Raw genomic sequence first — 16,662 nt, forward strand, 5'->3', positions numbered from 1 at the left:
TCTCGCCTATTCCGAAAAGCCGGACGACAAGCTGAACAGCATCATCCAGAACCTGTTCTACGGACGCACAACGTAATTGCGCGACCGCGCAAGGCGCCGGAGCATGCGCGCGAGTCGGGCAACCACGCCTCCGCCCCCTTCGTTTCTCAACGACATGATCGCGCCAGAGTCTGCAGTGCTTCTGAATTGATCAAGTCGACATGGCGAACACAGACGAAAAAGGGAATCTCCAGTGCACGACATCAAAGTAGGCCAAAATCTGACCGGCAAAGATCTGACAGCTCTCGCGGCAAGTTCCATGAGCCCATTCGAGGTGGACGCGGTCTCCCTGGATCTCATGGAACGCTCGTGGAAGACGGCGACGAGCGCAGCCGCACGACGGCAAGTCTACGGTCGGACGACTGGCGTCGGAGCCAACCGCGAGGTGCAGATCGACCAGGCACTCGAGCAGGATCTCCGGCTGCTGCGCAGCCATGCGACGGGTGCCGGTCCCTATCTCTCCCATGACTCCGTCCGCGCCGCGATGATCGTGAGATTGAATCAGTTGTCGGCCGGCGGCTCGGGCATGCACCCGGACATCGCCGAGGCGATGTCGAAGTCGCTCAGCCACGACGACCTGCCACGGGTCCACGCCTCGAGCGCTATCGGAACCGCGGATCTCAGCCAGTTCGCCGAGATCGCGCTGGGCCTCATGGGCGAGGCGGACCTCGAGAGCGGGCGACGGGACGCGCTCTGGCGCCCCCATCCGGGCGATGCTCTGGCGCTCATCTCGACGAATGCCATGGGCGTCGCCCGCGGTATCGCCGCGTCCCAGGCGATGGAGCGCTACATCGTGCACTACTCGGCTGTCGCCGCGTTGTCACTGATAGCGACTGGTGGCGCGACCGAGGCGTTCGACGAGTTCGTCCATGCATCGCGCCCGCAACCACACCAAGCATCGACCGCCGCGAGGATCCGGGCTCTCGTCGGGGACCATCAGTGGACCCCGCGGCGGGTACAGGATTCGTACGGGTTCCGGGCTCTACCGCAGGTTCTCGGCCCCGCGCAGCATGCCCTCGAATCCTATTCGGCAGCACTGGATATCGAACTGAACTCGGCAGCCGAGAATCCGCTGGTGAGTGTCGATCGGAACGACGTCTTCCACAATGCGAACTTCCATGCGCAAGCTCTCGCACTCGCGTGCGACCACAGCAAACTCGCCCTCTTCGGCGTCGCGAATCTCTCGACTCGCCGGCTGGCGAACCTCACCGAGCCTGCGTTCACGGGCCTGGATCCGTTTCTCTCGGTCGGCCCGGCCGGTAGCAGCGGGGTCATGTTGCTCGAGTACATCGCGGCAGCATCCCTGGCGAGGTCGCGGAACTCGGCGGCCCCGGCGACGCTCGGAACAGTCACGATCTCACGCGGTACCGAGGACCACGCGAGCTTCCATTCGCAAGCTGTCGAACAGATGCAGGACTGCATTCATGCGGCAAACGAGATCCTCGGGTGCGAACTCATCGCCGCGGTGAGGGCACTTCGTATCCTCGACGTTTCACTCGATCCCGAGACTCCGCTCGGTACTTACCTCCAGAGCGTGTCGAGCGTTCTCGATCCGAACAGCCTCGACCGCCCACTCACCCAAGACCTCGAGAGCGCTATCGACTTCCTCACGCAGTCTCATGGACTGAAAGGCATTTGATGTCCGAAAACTCAGTGATCACCGAACCCAGCGACAAGGCCACCAAACCAGTCGCGCTCGACCAGATTCCGTTCAGCCGATTTCACGCCAAGATCACCGCGATGACATTCGGCGCCAACTTCTCCGACGGATACACGCTCGGAATCATCGGCGCGATCCTGCCCACGATCAGCACCCAGCTCGGACTCTCCTCGTTCTGGGAAGGGATGGTCGCGAGCTCCGCACTGATCGGCCTGTTCCTCGGAAGCATGATCCTGGGCAGAGTCGGAGACATCATCGGGCGGCAACGCCTCTACGTCCTCAACTTCGTGCTGATCGCGGCGGTGTCGTTGATGCAGCTGTGGACGCCGAACGTGCTGGTGCTGTTCATCATGCGCGTTCTCATCGGTTTCGGACTGGGTGCCGACTACGCCGTCGGGCCCACCCTGATGTCAGAGTTCGCGCCGCGCAAGCACCGCGGGGCCATGCTCGCCTCGCTCACCGTCGCGTGGACCGTCGGCTACGTCGCCGCCAATGTGATCGCGACGTATCTCAACACCGGCGACGACTCGTGGCGCTGGCTCCTGGCGAGCGGCGCGATCCCCGCGCTGATCGTCCTGGTCGTCCGAATCGGCACACCCGAGTCGCCCGGATGGCTGATCAGCAAGGGTCGGGTCGAGGAAGCAAAAGCGATCGTCCGCCGCTGCTTCGGGGTGGAATTGGACACCAGCACGGTCGCGCCGGAAGAGGAACACACCGCGTACAAGGCACTCTTCAGCCCGGCCATCCGGACGCGCACCTGGTTCGCAGTTCTCTTCTACAGCGCGCTCGTGCTCCCCTATTTCGCGATCTACACGTTCGTTCCCACGATCCTGTCCGGGCTCAATTTCGAGGATGCGGACCTCCAGTCCCTGATTCTCAACATCTTCCTCCTCATCGGAGGAATCGCCGGAATCTGGTTCGTCGCGAAGATGCCGCGGCGCTCGTTCACCATCGTGTCCTTCGGTGTCCTCGCCGTCTCCCTCGTGGCATTGGGTGCGCTGAGCAACATGTCGGCCATGGCGATGATGATTCCCTTCGTCATCTACACATTCGTGATGTCGGCCGCGTCGAACATCACGCAGGTGTATCCCGCCGAACTCTTCCCCACGAGCCTCCGGGCCTCCGGCGTCGGATTGGCCAACGGGCTCAGCCGAATCGCCTCGGCCATCGGCACCTTCATCCTTCCTGTCAGCCTGACGAACTGGGGAATCTCCGCCACGATGTACTGGCTCGCCGGGGTACTGCTGCTCGGCATGCTGATCTCGATCCGATGGGCGCCCGAAACCGGATCCAAGCACCTGGTTTGATCGATTGGACGCTTGAATACAGGTGCCGCACTCCGCGATCCGCACGGAGTGCGGCACCTGTTGCTGATGGGAAGCGGTCCGGTCCAGTCTCGCTGAGACGCCGGTCGGTTGCTTTCGCCTCGGCCGAGGCGGGTTGGACGGGTTCGTTCACGGCCGCTGCCACCGCACTCGGGTACACCCAATCCGCGATCAGTCAGCAGATAAAGAAGCTCGAGTCCGTGGTGGGGCGACGTCTGGTCGATCGCCCCACCACCACCCTCCAGACGGTCACATTGACCGATGAGGGAAAGATCCTGTTGGAACACGCGAAAGCGATCCAGGCACGGCTCGACACAGCGTGGGCCGACGTCCACGCGTTGTCCGAGGGAGCCGTCGGAACGCTCCGCGTCGGCAGTTACGAGAGCGTCGGCGCCAAGATCCTCCCGCACGCCCTCGAGCTGTTCAAGGAAATATGGCCACGGATAGACGTCGTGCTCGAGGAGTACGACGTCTATCCGTCTTCAGGGGACAGATGGCGGATAGCTGGATCCGACCTTCATGGTCTTCCCTCGGAGGCCAGGTCCCTTCGAATCCGCTGAACTGCTTGTCGATCCGTATGTTCTGGTAGTTCCTGAAGGTGCCCGATCGCATACAGAAGGCTCCGCGGGATCCATGACATGGCCGTGCACAACGCCGGTCGGCAACGAGCAGAAGCCACAATCGGCGAGCTGATCATCGCCCCGATTTCAAGCACTCCGCTCGACGAATCGATCTGCAAGCGAATGCGATGCGTGGCCAAGTGCGACGCAGCCACCGCCTCCGGAGTGGACACGCGTGCCGAACGGAAGCCCCGCAGGGCTTCGCCAACCAAGGTGGGGACACTACCAGGCTGGTAAGAGCGGACAGTGCGGATACCTGCTTCCCCTGGGCCGAGGAAAACGAGGGCGGGGTGCGGGTGCGGGATCCATGCTGTCCGGTGTCAGCACGGGTACCGGTGCAATGCCAACGCGAGCCGGCCAGCGGACTGCCGAAACAGCCTGGCGTTCCTAGTCATCGACTCATCGACTCCCAGCTCCTCCGAAGTTGTCAGTACAGTATTTCCGGGCATGGTCCAGGATCACCTCGGCCGCACGCAGACGCGGAAGATAGCTTCCGTCAATACAATCGGTGCGGTTGACGAGCAGTTCCCAGGCACGCCGCGCTTCTTCCACGCTGGGCGCGCAAACTCGATGTTGATCCTTCGAATGTGTTCCGGCTTCGCACAGAGCATGCTGCCTCCCCCATTTGCCACGGATGTGCCTGCCGCACAACGTCCCGTCACCGAAGACGACGCCGCGGGGTCACCGGCCACTCGATCACCGGCGGCCTCGTCACGGTGCCACCCGCGCCGAGATTCGACTTCACCTCCTCGACGTCGAGGAAAGCACCATTCGGAGTAATCGTCGAGACATTCGGCATCTGCATAAGCAGAAATAATGACCTCCATCATTAATGCGAGCTTGCCGCAGGTGATGCGCGTCACCCAGCATGGATCGGGCATGATCCGTACGAAAGGCAGATTAATGACTTCAGAGCTGTCGTCGGTCGCATTTGATGCGACTGCAATTGCAGAGATTATCGACCTGGATCGCTACCCGATCCATCGCCTGGATTCCGAGGAAGGTCGCCGACTGGTCGAGCGTTGCCAAGACGATCTGCGGAGTCGCGGCGCATGCCAGCTTCACGGATTCATTCGACCGGATGCCGTCGAATCTCTGGTCGCCGAGGCCCTTGCCAAGGCAGGAGATGCGTACCGTACCGACGACACGCACAATGTGTACTTCGAGGAGATTCCCGCGGATGCAGCGGCGGACGACCCGCGAGGAATGCTTCAGCATTCCTCGAAGCTCACGATCGCGTGGGACGAGATCGCCGAGAACTCGGCGCTGCGAACGGTCTACAACTGGAATCAGCTGACCGACTTCATCGGACAGGCGTTGGAAATGCCCAGCTTCTACCGATACGACGACTCGCTGGGTGCATGCTCCGTGGCCCTGTTCGAGAAGGGCGACGAATTGGGCTGGCACTTCGATCGATCCCACTTCGCGGTGACCCTGATGCTTCAGCCCACCGACGAGGGCGGGGAGTACGAGTACTTCCATATGCTCCGATCCCCGGAATCGGAGAACTACGAGGGGGTGGCGGAGCGACTGAACGGGTCTCGATCCGGCGTGATCACCCTGCAGAACGAACCGGGCACGCTCAGCTTCTTCCGCGGCCGGTACTCCATGCATCGCGTCACCCCGGTGGCGGGCGAGAAGACACGAGTCAATGCAGTTCTCGCCTATTCGGAAAAGTCGGACGACAAGCTGAACAGCATCACCCAGAAGCTCTTCTACGGACGCACAACGTAATTGTTCGGCAGCGCAAGGGGGCCCGGGGGCGAGCTCGATTTGATCGAGCAAAATGCCTCCGGCCCCCTTCGTTTCTCATCGACATGATCGCGCCGGAGCCTGCAGTTCCTTGGAATTGATCGAGTCGGCACGACGAACACGGACGAGAACAAGGAATCTCCAGTGCACGACATCAACGTAGGTCAAAATCTGGCCGGAAGAGATCTGGCAGCTCTCACGGCCAACTTTACGAATCCATTCGAATTGGATGCGGTCTCCGTCGATCTCATGGAACGATCGTGGAAGACGGCGACGAGTGCATCCAGACGTCGACAGGTATACGGCCGGACGACCGGAGTCGGAGCCAACCGCGAGGTACAGATCGACCACGCACCCGACCAGGATCTCCGGCTTCTGCGCAGCCATGCAACGGGTGCCGGTCCCTATCTCTCCCATGACTCCGTCCGCGCCGCGATGATCGTGAGATTGAATCAGTTGTCGGCCGGCGGCTCGGGCATGCACCCGGACATCGTCGAGGCGATGTCGAAGTCGCTCAGCCACGACGACCTGCCACGGGTCCACGCCTCGAGTGCTATCGGAACCGGGGATCTCAGTCAGTTCGCCGAGATCGCGCTGGGGCTCATGGGTGAGGCCGACCTCGAGAGCGGTCGCCGGGACCCGCTCTGGCGACCCCGTCCCGGCGACGCACTGCCGTTCATCTCGACAAATGCCATGGGCATTGCCCGCGGCATGGCGGCATGCAGCGCGATGGAGCGCTACATCGGCCATTACGAGGCCGTCGCCTCGCTGTCGCTGATCGCGACCCACGGCTCGACCGAGCCGTTCGACGAGTTCGTCCATGCAGCGCGCCCGCAGCCACATCAAGCGTCGACCGCAGCAAGGATCCGGACTCTCGTGGCGGAGCACCAGTGGACCCCCCGGCGGGTACAGGATTCGTACGGGTTCCGAGCCATTCCGCAAGTCCTCGGCCCCGCCAAGCACGCCCTCGAATCCTATTCGGCATCACTGGATATCGAATCGAAATCGGCGGCGGAGAACCCGGTGGTGAGTGTCGATCGGGACGACGTCTTCCACAACGCGAACTTTCATGCGCAAGCTCTCGCACTCGCATGCGACCACAGCAAACTCGCACTGTTCGGCGTCGCGAACCTGTCGATTCGTCGACTGGCGAACCTCACCGAGCCTGCGTTCACGGGCCTGGATCCGTTTCTGTCGGTCGGGCCGGCCGGGAGCAGCGGGGTGATGCTGCTCGAGTACGTCGCGGCAGCATCCCTGGCGAGGTCTCGGAACTCGGCGAGCCCGGCGACGCTCGGAACGGTCACGATCTCGCGCGGAACCGAGGATCACGCGAGTTTCCATTCGCAAGCTGTCGAACAGTTGCAGGACTGCATTCAGTCTGCACACGAGATGCTCGCGTGCGAACTCATCGCCGCGGTGCGGGCACTTCGAATCCTCGATGTTTCACTCGACTCGGACACTCCGCTCGGCGCCTACCTCCAGAGAGCTTCGAGCGTTCTCGATCCGAACAGCCTCGATCGGCCGCTCAGCTCGGACCACACGAATGCGGTCGCCTTCCTCAACCAGTCTCATGGACCGAAAGGCCTTTGACATGTCCGAGAACTCCGTGATCACCGAATCCGGTGACAAGCCCGTTGAACCAACCGCGCTCGACCAACTGCCTTTCAGTCGATTTCACGCCAAGATCACGGCGATGACGCTCGGCGCCAACTTCTCCGACGGCTACGCCCTGGGAATCATCGGCGCAATCCTGCCCACCATCAGCGTGCAACTCGGCCTCTCCTCGTTCTGGGAAGGGATGATCGCCAGTTCGGCGCTGATCGGTCTCTTCTTCGGGAGCCTGATCCTGGGAAGAGTCGGAGACATAATCGGCCGGCAGCGCGTCTACGTGCTCAACTTCGCGCTCATCGCAGCGGTGTCGTTGATGCAGCTGTGGACTCCGAACGTGATGGCGCTGTTCGTTCTTCGCGTTCTCATCGGTTTCGGCCTGGGAGCCGACTATGCAGTCGGCCCCACGCTGATGTCGGAGTTCGCGCCACGTAGGCAGCGCGGGGCCATGCTCGCGTCGCTCACTGTGGCGTGGACCGTCGGATACGTTGCCGCCAATGTGATCGCGACCTATGCCAATACCGGTGACGACTCGTGGCGCTGGCTCCTGGCGAGCGGTGCGATCCCCGCAGTGATCGTGCTGGTCGTTCGAATCGGTACGCCGGAATCGCCGGGATGGCTGATCAGCAAGGGGCGGGTGGACGAAGCACGCGCAATCGTGCGCCGCTGCTTCGGAGTGGAGTTGGATACGAGTGCGTATATGCAGGAAGGGGAATCGGTCGGGTACAAGGAACTCTTCAGCCGGGGAAACCGGGTGCGCACCTGGTTCGGCATCCTCTTCTTCAGCGCGCTCGTTCTCCCCTACTTCGCGATCTACACGTTCGTTCCCACGATCCTGTCCAACCTCAATGTCGAGAATGCCGATCTCCAGTACCTGATTCTCAATCTCTTCCTCCTCATCGGAGGAATCGCCGGAATCTGGTTCGTCGCGAAGATGCCGCGGCGCTCGTTCACCATCGTGTCCTTCGGCGTGCTCGCTGTTTCACTCGCAGCATTGGGCGCGCTCAGCAACATGTCGGTCGCGGCGATGATGATTCCGTTCGTCATCTACACGTTCGTGATGTCGGCCGCGTCGAACATCACGCAGGTCTACCCTCCCGAGCTCTTCCCCACGAGCCTCCGGGCCTCCGGCGTCGGATTGCTCAACGGGCTGAGCCGAATCGCCTCGGCTGCCGGCACCTTCGCTCTCCCTCTCAGCCTGACGAACTGGGGAATCTCCACCACGATGTACTGGCTTGCAGGGGTGCTGCTGCTCGGCATGCTGATCTCGATCCGATGGGCGCCCGAGACCAGATCACAGAACCTGGTCTGAGCGGTTCACCGGCCCAGGCGTAGTTCGAGACGAAGAAGCTGGATACAGTTGTCGCACTCCGCGATCCGCGCAGAGTGCGGCACCTGTTGCTGATGTGACGTCAGTTCAGTGCAGCCTCGCCGAAGCGCCGGGCGGTTGCCATTACCCGGAGGGCCCCGCGGTTCGAGTCGAATAGGATCAATTCATGAGTAGGCCACCGTGGACGTCGATCGAGTTTCGACACTTCCTCGCCTTGGCCGAGGTGGGTCGGACGGGTTCGTTCACGGCCGCTGCCACCGCACTCGGGTACACCCAATCCGCGATCAGTCAGCAGATAAAGAAGCTCGAGTCCGTGGTGGGGCGACGTCTGGTCGATCGCCCCACCACCACCCTCCAGACGGTCACATTGACCGATGAGGGAAAGATCCTGTTGGAACACGCGAAAGCGATCCAGGCACGGCTCGACACAGCGTGGGCCGACGTCCACGCGTTGTCCGAGGGAGCCGTCGGAACGCTCCGCGTCGGCAGTTACGAGAGCGTCGGCGCCAAGATCCTCCCGCACGCCCTCAAGCTGTTCAAGGAAATATGGCCACGGATAGACGTCGTGCTCGAGGAGTACGACGACGACGAGATCCTTCTCCAGGAGGTCGAGGGCGGAGAGCTGGATCTGACCTTCATGGTCTTCCCCCTGACGCCGGGCCCATTCGAATCCGCTGAACTGCTTGTCGATCCGTACGTTCTCGTGGTTCCCGAAAACTCGTCGATCGGGACCGGGGACGCCCCGATGCAACTCGACCGGATATCCGACCTCCCCCTGATCGCATACGGACAGCTACGTGGCATCCATGACATCGCCGCGCGACTCGGCCGGCCCAGCCTGAATGATCAAGTGGTCTTTCGCAGCAACGACAACGGCACGATCATGGGAATGGTTGCCGAGGGGTTGGGCGCTGCAGTCATGCCGAGACTGTCGGTCGACCTCAACCAGTCCGGATTCCGGATCGTCGACTTGATCCGGGTGAGTCCCAGGATCATCGGGATCGCCTGGCATCGAGGTCGCCGGATCACGCCGGTCATGCAGTCGTTCATCTCGGCGGCAAAGAGCAGCGCGGGTCTGCTCGCAACCTAGGGACGCTCGTCGACCTCACGCACTGCGCTCGACGAATCGATCTGCCGGCGAATGCAATACGTGGCCGAGCGCGAAGCGGCCACCGTGCCCGGGGTGGACACGCGTGCCGAACGGAAGGCCCCGCAGGGCCTCGTCGACCGGCGTGAGGACTCGACGGCGACTTCTCCCGTCGTCCGGCCGGCGCTGCTCGAGGGCATCACCGGTGAGCAAGGCGCCCGGACGCGGGACGTACAGGGAGACCGCCCCAGCCGTCGGGGCAGGAGTGTGCAACACCTGGATCTCTTCGCCGGCCACCGCAATTCGCTGTCCGTCGTCGAGCCGCCAGTAACGGTGGTCGCCGTGGAACCTCTTCCACAGGCCATGGTCGGCCGGATGCAGCAGAACCGGGGCGTACAAGCCGTATGCCACATCGACGGCCGCGGCGAAGTGGGAAGGGCTCCCGTGTGTGCAGATCACCGCGACTACCACTCGGTCGCCCACGGCGGCAGCGATCCTCTCCGGCCCTCCGGCCGCATCGACGACGACCACCTCCGTGTCGTCACCGACCAACCAGCAATTCGTTGCGGCCGGCTTCACGGGAGTGATTCGGCACCGCTCCGAAGACCCGGTGACGACGACCTGCTCGACTCGAAATGTACCGCTCATCGAACCTCATGCGTAGTGTCCGCCAACTCGTCTCGAGGACGAACGTTCACGTGCGTCGCTCACTACGAGGCTAGTCAGGAGCGGGCGGCGTGGGGACTGGTCGAGCGGAGAGGCGAACCTGGCCAAACGGGCAGGAGATCAGGCGGGGGCGCGAATGCAGTTCGTCCCCGTCCCAGACCTGGAACGGGGACGAACATGGTTGTGTGCCTTGTTATCGGCTCCCTACACCCCGGCTCCTTCGAGGATGCCGATGTGGTATTTCCGGGCGCGATCGAGGATCGCCTCTGCCGCGCGCAGACGCGGAAGATAGCTTCCGTCGATGCTGTCGGTGCGGTTGGCGAGGAGATCTCTGGCCTGCTGCACTTCCTCCGCGCTGGGCGCGAACTCGGTGTTGATCATCCGAATGTGGTGCGGCTTCACACAGAGCATGCCGCCCATCCCAGTCGCCACGGAACGGCGGCAGTAGTTGCGAAGTCCGTCCGTGTCGGATGCGAGGGACGGTCCGTCGATCGGAGCGGGGAGCCCGGCCGATCGGCTGGCCAGGACGAGGTGAGCACGCGCGCCCATGACCGTTGCGGAGTCGTCCGTCGCCGCCGTGTCGTGACGGAAGTCGCCACTGCCGAACGCCAAGCGGGTCAACGAGTTCGCACGCGCGATCGATACGGCGTTCAGAACCCCGGTCGCAGACTCGATCAGAGCGATGAGACCTCCGTGGAAGTCGCCGAGCCCTGCCGAGGTCGCATCGATCTCGGCAGGGTCCTCGGCCTTCGCCAGTACGACCCCGAGAATCCCCGGGCATCGGGCCGCGAAGTCGACGTCGACTTGCCAATCCGCGGTGGTAGCCGGATTTACACGGATCCAGGCCTCCCCACCCCTCGACGCCCAGCTGTGAATCTCGTCGCGCGCACGTGGCCTGTCCTGGCTGGCTACACCGTCTTCGAGATCGAAAACGAGAGCGTCAGGGCCGTCCCCCGGAACCCTGGCTTCGAATTCGTGCGTGCGGGTTCCGGGCACCAGCAGCCACGAACGCGCGTCACGTGGAGCAACCCCTCCGGCGGACCCGATGGTATTGCGGGAATTCACGGTAGTGATGACCTTTCCATTGTGGATGGGGGACATGTCAGCTCGATCTGGGTGTCGATTGCATCGGTGGACGAACCGCCGGGGAGACGTGGCAGTGGTCGATCAGCTCATCCGACCATCCGTCGCAGTTGGCGGGACGCGACGGACAGCGCCGCCAGGTCCTGTCGGCCGGACGCGGCGATCTCCGCGAGCGCCTCGCGGGCCCTGCGCAGACGGGACTCGTTGCGCTCCTGCCAATCCGCGATCATCCGTTCGGTGTCGTCACCGGGCACCGCCTGCGCGAGGACGTCCAGAGTGAGGGCGCGGACGCTGTCGTACAGCTCGTCGCGGAGCGCCAGGCGCGCGAGCGCATCCCAGCGACCCTCCTTGGGCAGCTCGGAGACCCCGTTGAGCAGCGGGACGAGCCCCACCCGCTCGCACAGACTGAAGTAGAGCTCACCGGCGACGTCCGTGTCGCACTCGGCCAACTCCGCGATCTCGACGACGTCGAGCAGACCGAACCGATCGAGCGCCAGTTCGACGTCCTGAACGAGGTCCTCGGGTGCGCCCCGCTCCGCGACCGCGCGGGTGCGGTCCCGGAGGTTGGTGCGGTCGGCGCCCACCAGCCACTCTTCGAGGTGCGCGGACGCGTCCTCGATCCGGTCCCGGAACCGCGCGATCTCCGCTCCCACCGCGAGCGGCTGCGGCCGACGGTGCAGCATCCACCGCGACGCCCGGTCGAGCAACCGCCGCGTCACCGAGACCAGTTCGTCGGCGACGGCGCTCGGAACATCGGCTGCCGCGATCTTCGACCACAGGTCGGGGAGCCCGAACACCTCGCTGACCACACTGAACGCCCGGACGGCGTCATCGGGAGTGGCACCCGCCTCCTCTGCGAGACGGAAGACGTAGCTGATGCTGCCACGGTCGACGACTCCGTTGGTCAACGCCGTCGCGACGATCTCGCGGCGCAGCGGATGCCGGTCGATGGCGTCGACGTGATCGCGCTGCAGGGGCTGCGGGAAGTACTCGCGCAGGATCGGCAGGAACACGTCGTGGTCGACCAGGTCGCCGGCCAGCAGAGCGCCCTTGAGCTCGAGCTTCACGTGCGCCATCAGCGTCGCCAGTTCCGGCGCCGACAGCCCCGCCCCGGACCGGCCCAGCGCCGCGATCGCCTTGCGATCGGGCAGCACCTCGAGCCGGCGATCCAGCGCACCGGCCGCCTCGAGCGCCGCGATCTGGCGTCCGTGTACCTCCAGCATCGAGGGTGCGGCGGCGATCGCCGTACCGATCAATTCGTTCTGGGAGACGTTGTCCGCCAACACCAGTGCGGCGACCTCGTCGGTCATTTCGGCGAGGAGCTGTGGCCGCTCCTGTGCGTCGAGGGCACCCGCGCCGACCAGGTCGTCGACCAGGATCTTGATGTTGACCTCGTGGTCGGAGCAGTCCACGCCCGCCGAGTTGTCGAGCGCGTCGGTACCCACGCGTCCTCCCGCACGAGCGAACTCGATGCGCGCCGCCTGCGTGAAGCCGAGGTTGCCGCCCTCGCCGACGACACGTGCACGTAGATCGCACCCATCCACGCGCACAACGTCGTTCGTCTTGTCTCCGGCGTCGGCGTGCGATTCGGTCGAGGCCTTGACGTAGGTGCCGATGCCGCCGTTCCACAGCAGATCCACCGGTGCGCTGAGGATCGCCCGGATCAGTTCGGGCGGCGTCATTTCCGTGACGTCCGCGTCGAGCCCGAGGACGCGGCGGACCGAATCGCTGATCGGGACGGACTTGGCACCGCGCTCCCACACGCCGCCGCCGGGTCCGATGAGCGACCGGTCGTAGTCGGCCCACGAGGATCGCGGCAGCGCGAACAGTCGCTCCCGCTCCGCGTAGGACCGTGCGGGATCGGGATCCGGATCGAGGAAGACGTGCCGGTGGTCGAATGCCGCGACCAGTCGAATGTGCTTGCTGCACAGCATTCCGTTGCCGAAGACGTCGCCGCTCATGTCGCCGATGCCGACCGCCGTGAAGTCCTCTCGCTGGCAGTCGACCCCCAGCTCGCGGAAGCGGCGCTTCACGCTCTCCCACGCGCCGCGCGCGGTGATGCCCATCGCCTTGTGGTCGTATCCCACCGAACCGCCGGACGCGAAGGCGTCACCCAGCCAGAAGTCGTACTCGGCCGCGACCGCGTTCGCGATGTCGGAGAACGAGGCGGTGCCCTTGTCGGCGGCCACCACGAGGTAGGTGTCGTCGCCGTCGTGGCGGACGATGCCCGGCGCCGGGACGACCGTCCCTGTGCCCCGGTCGATGTTGTCCGTCAGGTCGAGCAGGCCGCTGATGAACGTGCGGTAGCCGGCGACACCGGCGTCCCGCAGGGCCGCGCGGTCGGACTCGGCATCTCCCGTCGGCACGGGCGGACGGCGAAGCACGAAGCCGCCCTTGGCGCCGACCGGCACGATCACCGCGTTCTTGACCGCCTGGGCCTTGACCAGGCCCAGCACCTCGGTGCGGAAGTCCTCGCGACGGTCCGACCAGCGCAGGCCGCCGCGCGCGACGGACCCGAACCGCATGTGCACGCCCGCGACCTCGGGCGAGTACACGAAGATCTCGTGCCGGGGTCGCGGCTCGGGCAGCTCATCGATGCTGCGCGAATCGAGTTTCAGCGCAAGCGAATCGCGCACAGGGGTGACGAAATGGTTCGTGCGCACGGTGTTGCGGACGGCACCGAGGAGAGCACGGAAGATTCGGTCCTCGTCGAGCCCGGACACCTGCTCGATCGACGCCGACACCGCTGCGGCAGCCGTCTCACCGCCGTCACCCGGCGCCACGGACGGGTCGAATCGCGCCGTGAAGCACGCGACGAGGCCGGCTGCGATCGCCGGGTAGCGGCACATCACGTCGGCGACATACGCACTGCTGTAAGGCAATCCACCCTGCCGCAGGAACTCGGAGTACGCGCGCAACACCGAGACGTCGCGCCACTGCAGCCCCGCCCGGGCCACCAACTCGTTGAGTCGGTCCGCCTCGGCGGCACCCGCCCACAGCGCCTCGACCGCCGCGCCGAAGCGGCGCGCGAAGTCGTCGAACCCGCCTTCCGGGGCGATGGGGTACCGGACCGTGAATTCGTACACCCAGCACGGCAGGTCCGTCGGCGTGGCCAGCGCGTAGGGCCGCTCGTCGAGCACCTCGACGCCGAGGCTCTGCAGCAGTGGCATGAGGTCGCCGAGCGACGCCGGTCGCCCGCCGACGTACAGGGACAGCCGGTGGGTCCCGCGCGCCGTCGCGTCGGGGACGATCCGGACCCCGACGCCGCCGTCGGCGAGCCCCGCGAGGATGTCGAGGTCGATGCGCGCCCGGACGGGGCTGATGTCCTGCTTGTACCCGGAGGGGAGGCCGGAGACGAATCGCGCGAGATGCTCACGCGTTCCGGGGTCCGCATCGGCGAGCACACGCTCGTCCCAACTGCGGAAGACTCGGGCGAGAGCGTCGTCGATCTCGCGGGGGTTCGGCATCGGATCGGTCTGGGTGGGGACGGTGTTCATCTGGGAACCTTCCGCCGGGTGCCACGCTGCACTCGGCTGGTCGTCGTGTCCGTTTCAACTGGTCGGATTTCTCGTGACGAGGGGCGGTTCTGCCGGATGCCCCTTGACACGAGCTTGTATAGACAGGAATATACAAGTCATAGTTGCAGAACGTGAGCCAGCGCACAACACCTACGACAGACCGGATTCGGACGACAACGGAGTCGCTCGACAGCCGCAAATCGCAGCAGCGCCCTCACCGCCCGATCGCTAGGAGTACCCGATGGACATCACCTCACCCGGCCACGAGGCCCGCCCGGTCAGCGCACCCCGCGGCTCCGAGCTGAACACCCTCGGGTGGCAGCAGGAGGGCGCGCTGCGCATGCTCATGAACAACCTCGACCCCGAGGTTGCCGAGCACCCCGACAACCTGGTCGTCTACGGCGGCACCGGCCGCGCAGCCCGCAGCTGGGCCGCGTTCGACGCCATGGTCGCCACCCTCAAGACCCTGAAGAACGACGAGACCATGCTGGTGCAGTCCGGCAAGCCGGTCGGCGTCTTCCGCACCAACGAGTGGGCGCCGCGCGTGCTGCTCGCGAACTCCAACCTCGTCGGCGACTGGGCCAACTGGGAGCAGTTCCGCAAGCTCGAGGCCGAGGGCCTCATGATGTACGGCCAGATGACGGCCGGTTCCTGGATCTACATCGGCACGCAGGGCATCCTGCAGGGCACCTACGAGACCTTCGGCGCGATCGCCCGTAAGCGCTTCGACGGCACCCTCGCCGGCACCATCACCCTCACCGCCGGCATGGGCGGCATGGGTGGCGCGCAGCCGCTGGCCGTCACCATGAACGACGGTGTCGCGATCTGCGTCGACTGCGACGTCACCCGCATCGACCGCCGCATCGCCCACAAGTACCTCGACACCAAGGCCGACAGCATCGAGCACGCGCTGCAGCTGGCCACCGAGGCCCGCGACGCCCGCAAGCCGCTGTCGATCGGCCTGGTCGGCAACGCCGCCGAGATCTTCCCGGCCCTGCTGGAGATGGACGCCCCCATCGACATCGTCACCGACCAGACGTCGGCGCACGATCCGCTGTCCTACCTGCCGCTCGGCGTCGACTTCGCCGACATGAAGGCGCTGGCCGAGAAGGATCCGGCCCAGTTCACCGAGGACTCCCGCAAGTCGATGGCCGCGCACGTCGAGGCGATGGTCGGCTTCATGGACAAGGGCGCCGAGGTCTTCGACTACGGCAACTCCATCCGCGACGAGGCCCGCAAGGCCGGCTACGACCGCGCGTTCGCGTTCCCCGGCTTCGTCCCGGCCTACATCCGCCCGCTGTTCGAGGAGGGCCTCGGCCCGTTCCGCTGGGCCGCGCTGTCCGGCGACCCCAAGGACATCGCCGCGACCGACAAGGCGATCCTCGAGCTCTTCCCCGAGAACGAGCACCTCAAGCGCTGGATCGAGATGGCCGGCGAGAAGGTCGCCTTCGAGGGCCTGCCCGCCCGCATCTGCTGGCTCGGCTACGGCGAGCGCCACAAGGCCGGCCTGAAGTTCAACGAGATGGTCGCCAACGGCGAGCTCTCCGCCCCGATCGCCATCGGCCGTGACCACCTCGACTCAGGCTCCGTCGCCTCGCCGTACCGCGAGACCGAGGCGATGAAGGACGGCTCGGACATGATCGCCGACTGGCCGCTGCTCAACGCCCTCGTCAACACCGCGTCCGGCGCCTCCTGGGTGTCGATCCACCACGGTGGCGGCGTCGGCATGGGCCGCTCGATCCACGCCGGCCAGGTGTGCATCGCCGACGGCACCGAGCTGGCCGCGAAGAAGATCGAGGCCGTGCTCACCAACGACCCGGGCATGGGCGTCATCCGCCACGCCGACGCGGGCTACGAGCACGCCATCGAGACCGCGCGTGAGCGCGGCGTGCGCATCCCGATGTCCGAGAACGACTGATCTCTACACCTGAACACGGCTCACGACGACCAGCGTGAGCCCGAACCGACGACACT

The 16,662-nt window shown here is 65.0% G+C and carries 11 protein-coding genes and 1 pseudogene; 8 read left to right on the forward strand and 4 right to left on the reverse strand.

What is annotated here, in order from left to right; translation table 11 throughout:
* The first annotated feature begins 232 nt into the window (after positions 1-232).
* The 7 genes from ACQ5DX_RS20580 to ACQ5DX_RS20610 all read left to right on the forward strand — a co-directional run bounded on the left by ACQ5DX_RS20580 (position 233) and on the right by ACQ5DX_RS20610 (position 9,424).
* Entirely contained in the window at positions 233-1,678 is a 1,446-nt protein-coding gene (locus tag ACQ5DX_RS20580; protein ID WP_430334332.1) for an aromatic amino acid ammonia-lyase, read from the forward strand.
* Positions 1,678-3,006 carry an MFS transporter gene (locus ACQ5DX_RS20585; RefSeq protein WP_430334333.1) on the forward strand — a complete coding sequence of 443 codons (1,329 nt, stop codon included), beginning with the start codon at positions 1,678-1,680 and terminating at the stop codon, positions 3,004-3,006. The genes ACQ5DX_RS20580 and ACQ5DX_RS20585 overlap by 1 nt, the downstream gene beginning before the upstream one ends.
* Positions 2,970-3,584 (forward strand): LysR family transcriptional regulator, encoded by a 615-nt coding sequence (locus ACQ5DX_RS20590; RefSeq protein WP_430334334.1) that lies wholly within the window; start codon positions 2,970-2,972, stop codon positions 3,582-3,584. The genes ACQ5DX_RS20585 and ACQ5DX_RS20590 overlap by 37 nt, the downstream gene beginning before the upstream one ends.
* Before the next feature lie 876 nt (positions 3,585-4,460).
* Complete coding sequence (locus ACQ5DX_RS20595) at positions 4,461-5,378, forward strand: HalD/BesD family halogenase (protein ID WP_430334335.1); 918 nt, start codon at positions 4,461-4,463, stop codon at positions 5,376-5,378.
* Positions 5,379-5,540: 162 nt separating this feature from the next.
* Complete coding sequence (locus ACQ5DX_RS20600; protein ID WP_430334336.1) at positions 5,541-6,986, forward strand: aromatic amino acid ammonia-lyase; 1,446 nt, start codon at positions 5,541-5,543, stop codon at positions 6,984-6,986.
* Position 6,987: 1 nt separating this feature from the next.
* The gene (locus ACQ5DX_RS20605) at positions 6,988-8,316 is read left to right on the forward strand and encodes an MFS transporter (RefSeq protein ID WP_430334337.1); all 1,329 of its coding nucleotides are present in this window, start codon (positions 6,988-6,990) and stop codon (positions 8,314-8,316) included.
* A gap of 184 nt (positions 8,317-8,500) precedes the next feature.
* A complete protein-coding gene (locus ACQ5DX_RS20610; RefSeq protein ID WP_430334338.1) occupies positions 8,501-9,424 on the forward strand; it encodes a LysR family transcriptional regulator in 924 nt (307 codons plus the stop codon).
* 15 nt (positions 9,425-9,439) lie between these two features.
* Here ACQ5DX_RS20610 and ACQ5DX_RS20615 read toward each other — a convergent pair whose 3' ends face one another.
* From ACQ5DX_RS20615 to ACQ5DX_RS20630, 4 genes and pseudogenes are all read right to left on the reverse strand, one after another.
* Positions 9,440-10,069, reverse strand: a complete 630-nt coding sequence (locus ACQ5DX_RS20615; RefSeq protein ID WP_430334339.1) for an MBL fold metallo-hydrolase — start codon at positions 10,067-10,069, stop codon at positions 9,440-9,442.
* 222 nt (positions 10,070-10,291) lie between these two features.
* Positions 10,292-10,468, reverse strand: a complete 177-nt coding sequence (locus ACQ5DX_RS20620) for a hypothetical protein (protein ID WP_430335820.1) — start codon at positions 10,466-10,468, stop codon at positions 10,292-10,294.
* Between the two features lie 24 nt (positions 10,469-10,492).
* Positions 10,493-11,188: pseudogene (locus ACQ5DX_RS20625) on the reverse strand (HpcH/HpaI aldolase/citrate lyase family protein); the annotation flags it as partial.
* Positions 11,189-11,259: 71 nt separating this feature from the next.
* Positions 11,260-14,667, reverse strand: a complete 3,408-nt coding sequence (locus ACQ5DX_RS20630) for an NAD-glutamate dehydrogenase domain-containing protein (protein ID WP_430334340.1) — start codon at positions 14,665-14,667, stop codon at positions 11,260-11,262.
* Positions 14,668-14,929: 262 nt separating this feature from the next.
* Between ACQ5DX_RS20630 and hutU the strand changes: the two genes are divergently transcribed.
* Complete coding sequence (hutU, locus tag ACQ5DX_RS20635; RefSeq protein ID WP_430334341.1) at positions 14,930-16,606, forward strand: urocanate hydratase; 1,677 nt, start codon at positions 14,930-14,932, stop codon at positions 16,604-16,606.
* Positions 16,607-16,662: the final 56 nt, after the last annotated feature.

It is taken from the genome of Rhodococcus sp. ACT016 (genome assembly GCF_050477185.1).
In the GTDB taxonomy this organism is placed as follows: domain Bacteria; phylum Actinomycetota; class Actinomycetes; order Mycobacteriales; family Mycobacteriaceae; genus Prescottella.